Source organism: Anabaena sp. 90, assembly GCF_000312705.1.
GTDB classification, from domain to species: domain Bacteria; phylum Cyanobacteriota; class Cyanobacteriia; order Cyanobacteriales; family Nostocaceae; genus Dolichospermum; species Dolichospermum lemmermannii.
Window position 1 is genome coordinate 1,738,005 of the sequence record NC_019427.1, and the last position, 14,178, is coordinate 1,752,182.

A 14,178-nucleotide genomic window follows, 5' to 3' on the forward strand; every position below is an offset into this window, starting at 1 on the left:
TATATTGAGATTTACAGATTTGCTTTTAGTGTATCTGAAAGTTTTCACAATAAATAGTAAAACTTCCAGATTTACACTTTAACGTGATTTTAATTGCAGAATTTCCATTAGTGCTGCGCCCATAGCTCGACAACCGACAAGTTTCATTCCTGGGGACATAATATCTCCTGTGCGATAACCTTGTTCTAAAACTTGTAACACGCTATTTTCAATTAAGTCTGCTGCTGCTGCTTGGTCTAAAGCATAACGCAACATCATGGCGGCGCTTAAAACCTGTGCTAAGGGGTTGGCTTGATCAAGTCCGGCAATATCCGGGGCCGAACCATGAACTGGTTCATAGACACCGGGCCCATCAGCCCCCAAACTGGCAGAAGGTAACATTCCTATACTACCTGTGAGCATTGCCGCAGCATCAGAGAGAATATCACCAAATAAGTTTCCTGTAACAATTGTATCAAATTGTTTGGGAGCGCGGACTAATTGCATGGCGGCATTATCTACATACAAGTGAGATAACTCAACATCAGTATATTCTGAGGAAAGTTGTGTAATTTTTTCCCGCCATAATTGAGATACTTCTAACACATTGGCTTTATCCACTGAACAGAGTTTACCACCTCGTTTCCGCGCTGTTTCAAAAGCTACGCGGCCAATGCGTTCAATTTCTGATTCTGTGTAAACCATCGTATTTACACCGCGTTTTTCTCCGGTTTCTGTTGTAAAAATGCCTTTGGGTTTACCAAAATAAATCCCGCCGGTGAGTTCCCGCACCACCATAATATCTACTCCTTCTACAACCTCTCGTTTCAAGGTGGAAGCGTCAATTAACTGGGGGAGAATTTTCGCAGGACGTAAATTAGCAAATAGTTGTAAACCAGCCCGCAACCCTAATAAACCTGCTTCTGGGCGTAAATTTGAGGGGAGAGAATCCCATTTGTAACCACCAATAGCAGCGAGTAAGACAGCATCGCTATTGCGGCACATATCTAAGGTAACAGCGGGTAGTGGTTCGCCGGTTTCGTCAATAGCAGCACCACCAATTAAAGCTGTGGAGAATTCTAAGGAAAAATCAAAGCGTTTACCGACAAATTTCAGCACGTCCACTGCTACGGACATAATTTCCGGACCAATGCCATCTCCAGGTAGTAGGGTAATGCGGTAGTTTTGAGTCATAGTCAGGTTTTACTGGGTAAATGTTTGCAGATAAAATATCATACCTAGCAATTGTGCCAAATGGGTGATTGGTAATTGATAATTGCCCTAAATTCCATCAATTTCAATTACCTTTTGTCGAGATGTTGTCCCAGATTTAATTCTGATAGAGGATTTAGCAACATCAAATTTTTTGGCTAGTAGTTTAATTAACTCTTCATTAGCTTTACCATCTACTGGTGGTGATTTAAGATGTACAGTTAAACTACCATCTGCTAATTCTTCAATCTTTTGCTGTTGAGAATTTGGTTTAACTTTTACTCTTTTTTGCATTATCTATTCCTCGCAGTTTTTCTATCCACAACCAACCCAAAATAGAACCTAAAAGATAATGGGGAAAATCCCACCAAGCAAAGGTAGTCCCTAATAACTTATCTATTAAGGTAGCACGGATGGCTTCTAATAATGGTGGATGCTAAAGAAGAAAAAGAGGTTCTTGTATAGGATAAAATATGAGTTGAAGAATATTCCCAATATTTTTATTTTAGGTGTTTACCTATTTCTTGAATAAACCAGTTCATTGTATGTTTTATTTCTGCATAATCTTGTTGTTCAAAAAATATTTTAAGTTCATTTGGATGCTGATGTTTATCTGGAAGTATTTTGAACTCATTGCCTAGCTTATGTCTCAATGTAGTTCTATTGCTTTCAATATAATGGATAATTGAATTACAATCAAAATATTTATCTTTTAAATTAGATAAGGTGATAACTGTATATCCCTCTTCAGTTCTATCAGTAATTTTTGGATTATTAGTTTTTGGATTATATTTATCGTAATAAGATACAAATTCAGAGAATATATTTTGTATTTCTTTCGGAGAAACCGTATTCTTTGTTTTTTGTAGTTTGATTTTTATAGATTTACCTTTCAACTCTATTCTTTGTAAGATTGATCTACCATTATGATCTCCATGACTGCCAACATTTCTAATTTCCATAATATAACTAATTAACTTATATTCCCTATCTTGATACTGGTTAAAATTTTCTTTTGCAGTTTTAAAAAAATCTCGTAATTTTTTATATTGACTATCTTGAAGTTTTTCATCACCATATCGCTTCTCTGTAAATTTATTCACCAAAATTTCTATTTGTAAACATACTTTGCGGCAATACTCCGCAAAATTATTTTTCATACTAGCATCAGTTGATTGTTCATTATATTCTTCAAGTCTTTTTTTTAAATCTTGATATTCTAACATATTTAGCCATTCATGATTTGAATAATGAATCAAATCTATTTTATTAGAATCTAGTTTGATTTCTGCCTTAGATAATTTTTCTATATATAGGGAAATACTTTGCAAATTAAAATTTATTTGTTCTAGTATTTTTTGCTGTATTATATCCATCAATTAATCTTCCTCTCCTTTATTAATCATTGATAACCCTGATAAAATTTTATATTGGTTAATATATTTCTGATAAATAGAATCTTCTTTGCCTTTTACCATACCAATAAACTCTATTTTTCCTCTTAATACTTTCTGAAATTTCAGTGTTTCTTTTAAAGGTGATCTTGATTTCAATAAATATTTCTCAAAATATTCATTTTCCGCAGATTCAAGTCCAAACTTAGCCCAGGCATAAAGCATTGCTCGAACTTGACGCACATATTTTCGATTAACATTAGGAAAAAGATTAGTTGTTAAACCTGTGACTTCTTGATGATTGGCTTTGTTTGATATACAGCTTGTAAAACTTGATTAAGTTTTTTTTGAATAATTTTAATTGCAGTTATCGGAGTTGATATTTGACGAATACCACCAGATTTTTTGGGAATTTCAAAAGTTGTGTAACGATGCTCAGATTCAACAAGATATATATGATAAATAAGATGATCATAGGAAACTTCTAAAAGTTCAGCTATATCCAATACCCTTCTGAGATCATAAAATTTTTCTCGTAAAGTTTCGGATGTGAGTTTTAGAAGTAACTGAGAGTCTTGTTGCATTATATTTGTAATGGATAATTAAGAAAAAATATCACTTGCGGATGTATTCTTAACTTTACTCCCCCCCGGCCTATCCTTTTTTTCTGATTCCAGGAGAAGGAAAGTATAAGGCTGGCTAACCGTGAAATACACCGTCGCAGGATCAACAACGGAAATCAATACTTGTTACCGCAAGTGATTTAAGTAGCTAGTATAAGCAATCATCGAAACTTGATGATTTGTGTTTAGCTGTTATATATTGTGTAGCTAAATGTACGCCAAAAGTCAAGACATAAATTTGCAAAATCTTGAACATTTAATCAGATAGTTTTATGGTATGCGATAGCGAAGCGCTCCGTAGGAATCGCCTATTTTTGATGGTAGCAGCTTAACTACTAAGTAATCTCATAATCATCTTCATTTTTATCTCTCCTGCTGTGTGGGAGATTTTTTTTTACAGATAAAACGCATACATATAAAATATTTTTTAGCAAGTAGTAATATCACTACCTCTAAGTACGGTATTTTACCATGTGTAGCACTTTGACTAACTTATAGAAAGCATCAAGTTAGTTATATACATCTATAAGAGAAGATTCAATGAACTCCCAAATCAACCTTTCTGCTCCAATTAATATTGAGGCTAAACAAGTGCTTAATCTAGATACTGGAACTGCTATAGCTCTTATAGCGGAAAATTCCCCTCATCGCTATGAATTGCGACAATACGTAAACGGAAAAGAAATGGTAATGACTCAAACTGCTTTTACTGAGTTCACTAACATAGTGAAAACTATTGCTAGACTATCAGAACAAAACAGAGCTAATCGCCTTTTGCAAAGAGTAACTATCATCCCCGATAACCCATCACCTAAAGCTTTAAACCTACAACCAACACGAAAATTAGGAATAAACGATATTATTATATTAGGTACAGGTGATCAACTAAATATTGTCACCACCACAGCAGATGCAAAAGCAGTCAGAGCCGCTTCTGCTCAAGGTGTGGATTTTCATGTATATATTCATCCACCTTTTCCTTTAACTGGTAATTAATCATGCAAATCACTATTTCACCACATCTACAAAGTACATATAAATTAATTCAAAATGCTTTCCCCAAGGGAATAGAATCACAATTTTACTTACCGCTTTTATCATTACTTAGTGAGGAAATGTCAGATAGAAATTTAGCTGAAGTTGTAGCTTACTATAGCGGTAAAGATTATAGTCTTGTTCTCAATGATGTATATCGGGTACAGTCAATTGATGTACCCACATCCGAAGCTATTGCTAATTTAAAGGAAAGATTACTTATGTGTGGTTATATACAGTGGCTTGATGAAGGATAATAGATATCGCTTTTGAAAGTAGGCTTTTAGCTGCGGAATTAGTGTGAATTAGTATATGAGGTAGGGGAAATTATGACTAGGACAAAACCTGTGCGTTGTCGTCAACAAGGTAGAATTTTTCCAGAGTTTACAATATCAGTAGGGGTTTAGCATTGCTAAACCCTTACCATATTTGTCTGTTTACGATCAATACAATCATTAATCACAGCCTAAAACTGGCTATTTTTGTGAAAACATAAAATGATTAATTTGTACAGTGCGTAAGTCATAAAGACGTTGGGGATATTATCATCAATGACGTAAACTTTATCCAATACCCAACATTCTATTTACTTGTGGTAATGCTAAAGGTTTTCGTTCGATATTTTGGAAACATTCGATTTTTTTAAGTTGTATATAGGCATTTTTGAAATTACTGATATTTAATAAAACAATATCTTGATAAACTGCATCTTGGGGACTTTTTATCTCTATTACCAAGTCTTGTAATTGATTTTGGCTAATAGCTAAATTCAGATATTTCAAAAATACTTCTCTTTTTTTAGAACGGACAGTGACTAAATACCAATTATTAGTGCTTTGTTCTGATGAGTTGGAATCTATAGTTTCGATTGGTGGCATGATTGACAGTGTAATTTTCTGGAATTTATTTAAAGAGCAATTTCTGGACTGTGATTTTTGTGATTTCTGTGATTTTTGTGATTTGTTTGACTAATTAATCATCTAAATCAAACCAATCACACAAATCATACTTCTGACTTATTTAGCCAATATTTATAAGCTGCATAAGCTAATGTGACTACTCCAGTAATAATAGCAGATTCATCAACTTCAAATTGAGGATGATGCAAGGGATGATTAATTATTCTCTCTTCATAGCCTACACCTAAGCGAAACATTGAACCAGGGGCGTGTTCTAAATAAACAGAAAAATCTTCTGCACCTAATGATGGTTCTGGTAAAATTTGGACACGATCATTAGTCCAAGCTTCTTCTGCGGAGGATTGTAATAATTGTGTTAAGGCATTATCATTTTGGACACTGGGGACACCTTGATGATAATTAACTTGATATTTGGCGTTGAAAGAATTACAAACATTAGCCACTATGTTTTCAATCCACTGTGGTAGTTTATCACGGGTTTCTGGGTGAAGCGATCGCACTGTTCCTAATAACTGTACTTTATCAGCAATTACATTTGGCGCTCTTCCGCCATTAATTTGTCCAATACTCAACACTACGGGACGCAAAGGATTCTGAGTTCGACTAATCGCTTGTTGTAATGATGTAATCACTTGTGCTGCAATCCAAATTGCATCTATGGCTTCATGGGGACGCGCACCATGTCCAGATTCACCAATAATAATAATTTCTAAATTGTCTGCGGCGGCTGTTAACGCACCGTAACGGATACCAACTGAACCAGCGGGAATGGAAGGAAAAACGTGTAACCCTAAAATAGCCGCAACATTATTCATCACTCCATCTTGTACCATCCAATTTGCACCTTGGGCAATTTCCTCAGCAGGTTGAAATAAAAACCGCACCTTTCCACCCAATTCAGGGGCAATTTGGGAAAGTACCATCGCTGTCCCCAAACCTACTGTAGTATGAATATCATGGCCACAAGCGTGCATGACTCCTTCAATTCGAGAAGCATATTCTAAACTTGTGCGTTCTTGAATGGGTAAAGCATCCATATCAGTGCGAATTGCCAATATCCTATCACTAGGTTGAGTTCCTTGTAATTCACCAATGACACCTGTTCTACCTATTCCCTCTTCTACGTGCAAGCCATTGGCAGATAACACACCTGCAACAAAAGCAGCGGTTTGATACTCTTGCCCACTAAGTTCTGGGTGTGCATGAATATGGCGACGGATTTCGACTAAGCGGGGTGCTATATTTGTTGTTAAGTCTTTGAGTCGGTTCAGCATAGCAATAATTTTAATTCATTCACCTTATATTTCACTCTAGGATTTTGACAGCTTTAACTGCTACCCGCATTCTGACTAATTTTATCGGCTTACCTGCTAACTTTTCAGCATCCAGGAATACATATAAACTAATCACGATAGAATTGATGCGGTACTTGACAAATTCAACCGCAATATCGTATTTACAACTCAGATTCAAATAGCGAGAATTTAACACTTTCTGGTAATAAGAATTGGGAAGATGTTGTCAAAAATAAATCAAGAAAACCTAAGGAAGATAAGAAAATTAAAGGAGAAGAATTAAACACTATTTTCATCATGCTTACCAGATTTTCTCTATAGCAATATATTCAACTGTAAGATATGAAAAATCTATCCCCATTAATTCTAAAACTTTCAAAAACATTTCTGTATCCATTTCCATTATTTCGGAAGCTTTATGTAAACTAATTAACCGCGATGTTAAAGCACCAATTACAAATATAAATCTTTCTTTCTGTTCTATACTTTGGAATAATTGCACTTGAGAAGCAATTTCTTGAAAGGTAGTTTGGTGATTCATTTATTTGATACTCATAAATGGATTAAGGCTTCTTTTACAAGAATACCAATTGCTGGAGCAATAAGCAATAATAACTTTATATCTCTCCCAATAAATTATATTTACTCATCTATTTCAATCTCATATTTATTTTAACAATTTTTCAATTTCCTCATCTTTAAAACCGACAAATTAATCAAATTTGCGGCTTTGCTTCTTTGCACCTCTGCGCGAAATAGAATGTATTTTATTTACCATATTCGCAGCCCAACAGGCAAAAGCCGACTTAGATCCAACTTATGTTAAAGCTCCCCAGAATGGTGTAATTTTTGACATTTATACTCGTGCAGGTGAAGTAGTATCCAATAACGGCATTGTCGAACTTGGACAAATAAATCAGATGTACATATGCTAATTTTTATGCAGCTTGACCTTAACCAGAGCATTAGTAGTTTTCCTAATGACAATAATAATGTGTACAATTTCCGGTGCAATAGCCACAAATAAACTACAATCAGCCGACCCAGCCGATATGTTTTAAATTTCTCAAAATTACTCTGGAGTGCCTCTGCGTCTCTGCGGGCAAAAAAATCCTGAAAACCTCAATCAAATATGCAAACTCTTAACTCTCCCAAACCTGTAATCTCCATCCAAAACCTCGATCATTATTTTGGAAATGGACAACTGCGAAAACAAGTTTTATTTAATATCAACCTCACCATTAATACAGGTGAAATTGTGATTATGACAGGTCCATCTGGCTCAGGTAAGACCACATTATTAACCTTAGCTGGTGGATTGCGTTCGGCTCAATTTGGCAGTTTGCGGATCTTAGGTGACGAACTCTGTAAAGCCAATGCAAAACAACTTACCCAAGCGCGACGGACTAACGGTTATATTTTTCAAGCTCATAATTTACATGGTAGCTTAACAGCAATTCAAAATGTGAGAATGGGTTTAGAATTACATCCGAAAATGTCTGGAAAAGAAATGTTAATCCAATCACAAAAAATGCTAGAAGAGGTAGGATTAGGAAATCGGCTTAATTATTATCCAGATAACTTATCAGGGGGACAAAAACAACGAATTGCGATCGCTCGTGCATTGGTAAGTCAACCAAAAATAGTTCTAGCAGATGAACCTACCGCCGCACTTGATAAACAATCGGGACGAGATGTAGTAGAATTAATGCAGAAACTAGCAAAAGAGCATGGTTGTACAATTTTGCTTGTTACCCACGATAACCGCATTTTAGATATTGCTGACCGAATTGTTTACATGGAAGATGGCCATCTTGTCCGAGAAAAAAGTGATTCTTTGCAAGATGTAGTTGGTTAAAATATTGTTAATACCGTTTTCTCTAATTTATAAATTCTGTAAGAGGGTTAATCTACAATGACTTGGGAATTTTGGATTGATAGGGGTGGTACATTTACTGATATTGTCGCCAAATGCCCCGACGGTAAATTACAAATTCACAAACTATTATCCGAAAATCCCGAACGTTACACCGATGCAGCAATACAGGGAATGCGTGAACTTTTAGGCATTTCAGATCATGAAACTATTCCTTCAGAGGAAATCACAATTGTCAAAATGGGAACAACAGTAGCTACAAATGCCCTACTGGAAAAAAAAGGGGATAGAACTGTTTTACTCATCACCAAAGGCTTTCGAGATGCTTTAAAAATCGCCTATCAAAACCGTCCCGATATTTTTGCCCGGCAGATTATTTTACCAGAAATGTTATATGAACAAGTAATTGAAGTAGAAGAACGTTACAACGCCCAAGGTGATGTATTAGTTAATTTAAATTTAGATGCCATTCGTCCTCAGCTGCAAACAGCTTATAATAGCGGGATTCATTCCTGTGCAATTGTTTTTATGCACGGTTATCGCTACACCAACCATGAAAAACAGGTTGCTAACCTCGCTAAAAACATTGGCTTTACTCAAGTTTCAGTATCTCACGAAATTACCCCCTTAATGAAATTAGTCAGTCGTGGTGATACAACGGTAGTTGATGCTTATTTATCGCCGATTTTACGAAGATATGTGAATCAGGTAGCGAGTCAGTTAGGAAAAAACGTTACTCTCCAGTTTATGCAATCTCATGGAGGCTTAACTGACGCAGCAACTTTTCTTGGTAAAGATAGTATCTTGTCCGGTCCGGCGGGGGGAATCGTTGGTGCAGTCCAAACTAGTCTGATGGCAGGATTTCATAAAATTATCAGTTTTGATATGGGTGGTACATCTACGGATGTTGCACATTATAATGGTGAATATGAACGTACCTTAGAAACAGAAGTGGCTGGAGTTAGGTTACGAACTCCAATGATGGCTATTCATACCGTTGCAGCGGGTGGCGGTTCAATTTTACATTTTGATGGTTCTCGTTATCGCGTTAGACCAGAATCAGCCGGTGCAAATCCCGGTCCTGCTTCCTACTCCAAAGGCGGACCCCTAACGGTGACAGACTGTAATGTCATGGTAGGTAAGTTGCAACCTGCTTTTTTCCCTCAAGTATTTGGAGCAAATGCTGACAAATTATTGAATGTAGAAATTGTCAAGAGTAAATTTGCGGAATTGGTAGAAGAAATTGGTGATAATCGCACAGCGGAACAAGTAGCAACGGGTTTTCTTACCATTGCCGTTGATAAAATGGCCAATGCGATTAAAAAAATCTCCCTCCAACGTGGTTATGATGTCTCTGAGTATACTTTATGCTGTTTTGGTGGTGCAGGTGGACAACACGCTTGTTTAATTGCTGACGCTTTGGGAATGAAACAGGTATTTATTCATCCCTATTCTGGAGTTTTATCTGCTTATGGTATGGGTTTGGCAGATGTGAGGGTGTTAAAAGAAAAAGCTATTGAAGCGGTTTTAGAATTAGGGATATTGTCAAATTTAAAAGTAGTATTCACAGAATTAGCAGCAGAGGGAAAAAAAGAATTAAACCGTCAAGATCCTGGTAATACAGGGATTCAAATGTATAAAAAGCTGTATTTAAGATATGAAGGAACAGATGCGGCTTTGGTTGTAAATTTTGCCGATTTAGCAGCAATGCAGAATCAGTTTGCAGAGTTACATCGTCAGCGTTACGGCTTTATTGCCGAGGAAAAACCCTTGATTGTGGAAGCGGTGACGGTGGAGTTAGTATTACATCATGATGCCCCATTTCCATCTGTAATTTCTCGGATAAATGATAATTTACCGATTGCAGATACAACCGTACAGATGTTTACTGCTGGGAAATGGTGGGATACCCCAGTTTATCGTCGGGAGAATTTACAACCGGGAGACTGTATTTCTGGACCTGCAATTATTGTAGAAGCGACGGGGACAAATATTATTGAACCCCATTGGCAAGCGGAATTAACTAATATTCAGAATTTGGTTTTGTCAGTTGTTAGTAGTCAGTTGTCAGTGGAAAATACAAATGAGAAAATTGAAAATCCTGATGCTGTCATGTTGGAAATTTTCAATAATTTGTTTCGGGCAATTGCTGAACAAATGGGAATAACATTACAAAATACCAGTTCTTCTGTGAATATCAAAGAAAGGCTCGATTTTTCCTGTGCGATTTTCGATAACCATGGACAATTGGTCGCAAATGCCCCCCATATTCCTGTACATTTAGGTTCCATGAGTGAAAGTATTCAGGCTTTAATTTCCACTCATAAAAATAATATTCAACCTGGTGATGTTTTCGCTGCTAATAATCCCTACAATGGGGGAACTCATCTTCCAGATATTACAGTTATTACTCCGATATTTCTTAATTCTCATCTTCCTATTTTTTATGTAGCTTCACGGGGACATCATGCAGATATTGGGGGAATAACTCCCGGTTCTATGCCACCTTATAGTACAAGTGTCACAGAAGAAGGGATTTTATTAGATAATTTTCAATTAGTTAATTCTGGGGTTTTCTGCGAACAGGAATTAATTAATTTACTCAGCAGTGAACCTTACCCAGCGAGGAATATTCCTCAAAATATCGCCGATTTAAAAGCGCAAATTGCAGCGAATGAACTGGGAGTTAAAGAATTATTGAAAATGGTAGAACACTACAGCTTAGAAACTGTGCAAGCTTATATGGGTTTTGTCCAAGATAATGCCGAAGCATCAGTTCGTCGAGTAATTGAAGTTTTAAAAGATGGGAGTTTTAGTTATGCTTTGGATGATGGAAGTATGATCAAAGTTAAAATTACTATTGATAAAAAACTCAGAAATGCTAAAATAGACTTTACTGGGACTTCACCGCAATTAAATAATAACTTTAACGCACCATCAGCAGTTTGTAAAGCAGCAGTTTTATATGTTTTCCGCACTTTGGTAAATGATGATATTCCTTTAAATGCAGGATGTATGAAACCGTTGGAAGTGATTATTCCTCAAGGTTGTATGTTAAATCCCCATTATCCGGCTGCGGTAGTTGCGGGAAATGTGGAAACTTCCCAAGCAATTACAGATGCTTTATATGGGGCTTTGGGTGTGTTAGCTGCTTCCCAAGGAACGATGAATAATTTTACTTTTGGTAATACGAAATATCAATATTATGAAACTATCTGTGGTGGTTCTGGTGCGGGTGAAGATTTCAATGGAACAGACGCAGTTCATACCCACATGACTAATTCTAGATTAACAGATCCTGAAGTTTTAGAATGGCGGTTTCCGGTAATTTTAGAAAGTTTTGCAATTCGTGAAAATAGCGGAGGAAAAGGTAAATATCACGGTGGAAATGGTGTAATTCGACGGTTGCGGTTTTTGGAAAATATGACAGCGGGAATTTTAGCAAATCATCGGGTTATTCCCCCTTTTGGTTTATGTGGTGGGAAAGCAGGTATGATAGGTAAAAATTATGTAGAAAGAAATAATGGAACTGTGAAAAAATTAGGAAGTAAAGCTGTGGTAGAAATGAATCCTGGAGATATATTTGTCATTGAAACTCCAGGAGGTGGTGGTTATGGGGAGATATAAAATATCCCCAACTTCTTAAAAGAATGCAGAATTTAGAATTTAGAATTTAGAATTACGTTTTGCAACGGGGATTTTACCCCGACGCAAAACCCGCTGCTTGTAGAAGCAGGGGACTTTAACCCCCAAAGGTAAGTTAAATAAATATATGATACATAATCTAATTCTAAAGTAGAAGTTGGGTATCTGCTCACTAATTAACTATTAAATTTCTATTCAGTGTAAAGAAATGTAAAATCGCTGAAAACTTCTTCCCCCTTGCCTTTTGCCTTGCTATAACGACAATTTTTAACGCTAACCTACTTATTCATTATGTTATCAGTCCAAGATGCCGAAACTATTATTTTCAATGCTGTCCAACCTTTAAATCAACAACATGATATTGAAATTGTGGATTTATTAACAGCATCTCACCGCATTTTAGCAACTTCTGTCATTAGTTCTTTAGATTTTCCCCATTGGGATAATTCCGCAATGGATGGTTTTGCAGTGCGTTATGAAGATGTACAAAATTCAAATCCTGAAAATCCTACCATATTGGCAGTTGTCGAAGAGATTCCCGCAGGATATCAACCCCAAATTACTATTAAACCAGGACAAGCAGCCAGGATTTTCACTGGTGCAATCATCCCAAAAGGTGCGGATACTGTAATTATGCAGGAAAAAACTAAATTGCAGGAAAATCAAGTTTTTATCTTAGCTACACCGCAACCCCAAGAATTTATTAGACACCAAGGAGACTTTTACCAAGCCGGAAAAGAACTTTTACCAGCAGGAATTCCCCTGAATGCAGCGGAAATTGCCATTTTAGCGGCTGCACAATTGCCTAAAATCAGTGTTTTACGTCGTCCACGGGTGGCAATTTTTTCTAGTGGTGATGAATTAGTCACACCAGAACAAACCCTAAAACCTGGACAAATAGTAGATTCTAACCAATATGCTTTAGCCGCTTTAGTCAAAGAATCAGGTGCAGAAGTGTTAATGTTAGGAATTGTTAAAGATAATCCAACTGCATTAACAGAGACTATAAATTATGCCATTAATCATGCTGATATAGTTCTTTCTTCTGGTGGAGTTTCTGTAGGTGATTATGATTATATTGATAATATATTAGCATCTTTGGGGGCAGAAATCCATTTTCGCGCCGTGCAAATGCGTCCAGGAAAACCTCTGACATTTGCCACATTTCCCAATTCCCTTTATTTTGGTTTACCAGGAAATCCCGTTTCTGCATTAGTGACATTTTGGCGATTTGTCCAACCGACAATCAAAAAACTTTCAGGAATTAATCAAAGTTGGGAAGCAAAACTTTTAAAAGTAAAATCCCATTCCGAGTTAAAATCTAACGGAAAAATGGAAACTTATATTTGGGGTACTTTAAATTTAAATGATGGTATTTATGAATTTCATCAAACAAGTGGTAATTTAAATTCTGGAAACTTAATTAACTTATCCCAAACTAATGCTTTAGCAATTTTACCATTGGGAAAAACCTTAATTTTACCAGGAGAAGAAACCTTAGTTTTGCAAATAAGATAAAAGACAATTAACTCTCTGAGACTCTGCGCCTCTGCGTGCAAGAATAGATTAATTTCATAACCATTATCTTAGGTGTTAGTAACTTGTCTTTTATTAAGCAGAGGAGAATCTATATCTAAAAGCCAATTTTCATCAACCAATTCCAGATTTTCATTATAGATAAGAACTAACTCACCTATATTTTCAAGAAAATTCATAATAGAAAATTGGAGTTTTAGAAAGTGTTTATCTTCGGTAACACCGACAAAACTGCTGACTAATTCTGCTTCTATAGTGTGAGGTAAGCTAATTGAGTCATAATATTCATCCTGTTCATCCCAATAACCATTGATTGTATAACAGCATTGTTGAAGATGTTTTTGAACAAGAGAATTAGTATCTAAATTTTCTAATATCTCAGTTAAATCTTGCCAGATTTGGTGATTTTTCAATTGAAGTGTAGTCATAATCTATTCTAGATTAATGTTGTCTTACAAAACCAGGAAAATGTAATATACCATAAAAAAATGTCCCAAAACTGATGCAAAAAACTCTCTATTTTCTCTCTCTGTGTCCTCTGTGCCTCTGTGGTTAGATAAATTATTTTTGAATCGAACCACAGAGACGCAGAGAGCGCAGAGAGAAAAATTCAATTATAACTTCAAAAAAAAGGGTAATTCCAGAAAACCCAGAATTACCCTT

At 36.0% G+C, this 14,178-nt stretch carries 15 protein-coding genes and 2 pseudogenes; 6 read left to right on the forward strand and 11 right to left on the reverse strand.

Annotated features, from left to right (window positions below):
- Positions 1–78 precede the first annotated feature (78 nt).
- The 6 genes and pseudogenes from leuB to ANA_RS26985 form a co-directional block, all read right to left on the reverse strand.
- Complete coding sequence (gene leuB, locus ANA_RS07855; RefSeq protein WP_015079529.1) at positions 79–1,173, reverse strand: 3-isopropylmalate dehydrogenase; 1,095 nt, start codon at positions 1,171–1,173, stop codon at positions 79–81.
- 87 nt (positions 1,174–1,260) lie between these two features.
- A complete protein-coding gene (locus ANA_RS07860) occupies positions 1,261–1,485 on the reverse strand; it encodes a DUF167 domain-containing protein (protein WP_015079530.1) in 225 nt (74 codons plus the stop codon).
- Positions 1,463–1,627 (reverse strand): annotated as a pseudogene (locus ANA_RS27470) (DUF2809 domain-containing protein); the annotation flags it as partial. The gene ANA_RS07860 and the pseudogene ANA_RS27470, both read right to left, overlap by 23 nt.
- A 64-nt stretch (positions 1,628–1,691) precedes the next feature.
- Positions 1,692–2,567 carry a hypothetical protein gene (locus ANA_RS07865; RefSeq protein ID WP_015079531.1) on the reverse strand — a complete coding sequence of 292 codons (876 nt, stop codon included), beginning with the start codon at positions 2,565–2,567 and terminating at the stop codon, positions 1,692–1,694.
- Positions 2,568–2,570: 3 nt separating this feature from the next.
- Positions 2,571–2,828: a hypothetical protein gene (locus ANA_RS26980; RefSeq protein WP_200863844.1), complete on the reverse strand. Its 258-nt coding sequence runs from the start codon at positions 2,826–2,828 to the stop codon at positions 2,571–2,573.
- 35 nt (positions 2,829–2,863) lie between these two features.
- Positions 2,864–3,169, reverse strand: a complete 306-nt coding sequence (locus ANA_RS26985; protein ID WP_015079533.1) for a hypothetical protein — start codon at positions 3,167–3,169, stop codon at positions 2,864–2,866.
- A 630-nt stretch (positions 3,170–3,799) separates the two neighbouring features.
- Here ANA_RS26985 and ANA_RS07880 point away from each other — a divergent pair.
- Entirely contained in the window at positions 3,800–4,204 is a 405-nt protein-coding gene (locus ANA_RS07880) for a DUF1308 domain-containing protein (protein ID WP_041458306.1), read from the forward strand.
- Between the two features lie 2 nt (positions 4,205–4,206).
- Positions 4,207–4,500 carry a DUF3349 domain-containing protein gene (locus ANA_RS07885; protein WP_015079535.1) on the forward strand — a complete coding sequence of 98 codons (294 nt, stop codon included), beginning with the start codon at positions 4,207–4,209 and terminating at the stop codon, positions 4,498–4,500.
- Positions 4,501–4,806: 306 nt separating this feature from the next.
- On the opposite strand, the gene ANA_RS07890 is transcribed toward ANA_RS07885, so the two are convergent.
- From ANA_RS07890 to ANA_RS07905, 4 genes are all read right to left on the reverse strand, one after another.
- A complete protein-coding gene (locus tag ANA_RS07890; RefSeq protein ID WP_015079536.1) occupies positions 4,807–5,121 on the reverse strand; it encodes a hypothetical protein in 315 nt (104 codons plus the stop codon).
- A 125-nt stretch (positions 5,122–5,246) separates the two neighbouring features.
- Complete coding sequence (locus tag ANA_RS07895) at positions 5,247–6,437, reverse strand: M20 family metallopeptidase (protein ID WP_015079537.1); 1,191 nt, start codon at positions 6,435–6,437, stop codon at positions 5,247–5,249.
- Between the two features lie 31 nt (positions 6,438–6,468).
- The gene (locus tag ANA_RS26485; protein ID WP_015079538.1) at positions 6,469–6,654 is read right to left on the reverse strand and encodes a hypothetical protein; all 186 of its coding nucleotides are present in this window, start codon (positions 6,652–6,654) and stop codon (positions 6,469–6,471) included.
- A gap of 105 nt (positions 6,655–6,759) precedes the next feature.
- Positions 6,760–6,999, reverse strand: coding sequence for a hypothetical protein (locus ANA_RS07905; RefSeq protein ID WP_015079539.1), 240 nt, complete (start codon positions 6,997–6,999; stop codon positions 6,760–6,762).
- A gap of 232 nt (positions 7,000–7,231) precedes the next feature.
- Between ANA_RS07905 and ANA_RS24305 the strand changes: the two are divergent.
- The 4 genes and pseudogenes from ANA_RS24305 to glp form a co-directional block, all read left to right on the forward strand.
- Positions 7,232–7,384, forward strand: a pseudogene (locus tag ANA_RS24305) (HlyD family secretion protein); the annotation flags it as partial.
- 206 nt (positions 7,385–7,590) lie between these two features.
- Positions 7,591–8,316, forward strand: a complete 726-nt coding sequence (locus tag ANA_RS07910; protein WP_015079540.1) for a DevA family ABC transporter ATP-binding protein — start codon at positions 7,591–7,593, stop codon at positions 8,314–8,316.
- A gap of 57 nt (positions 8,317–8,373) precedes the next feature.
- The gene (locus ANA_RS07915; protein WP_015079541.1) at positions 8,374–11,961 is read left to right on the forward strand and encodes a hydantoinase B/oxoprolinase family protein; all 3,588 of its coding nucleotides are present in this window, start codon (positions 8,374–8,376) and stop codon (positions 11,959–11,961) included.
- 309 nt (positions 11,962–12,270) lie between these two features.
- Positions 12,271–13,497 (forward strand): molybdopterin molybdotransferase MoeA, encoded by a 1,227-nt coding sequence (glp, locus tag ANA_RS07920; RefSeq protein WP_015079542.1) that lies wholly within the window; start codon positions 12,271–12,273, stop codon positions 13,495–13,497.
- A 68-nt stretch (positions 13,498–13,565) separates the two neighbouring features.
- On the opposite strand, the gene ANA_RS07925 is transcribed toward glp, so the two are convergent.
- Positions 13,566–13,943 carry a hypothetical protein gene (locus ANA_RS07925; RefSeq protein WP_015079543.1) on the reverse strand — a complete coding sequence of 126 codons (378 nt, stop codon included), beginning with the start codon at positions 13,941–13,943 and terminating at the stop codon, positions 13,566–13,568.
- Positions 13,944–14,178: the final 235 nt, after the last annotated feature.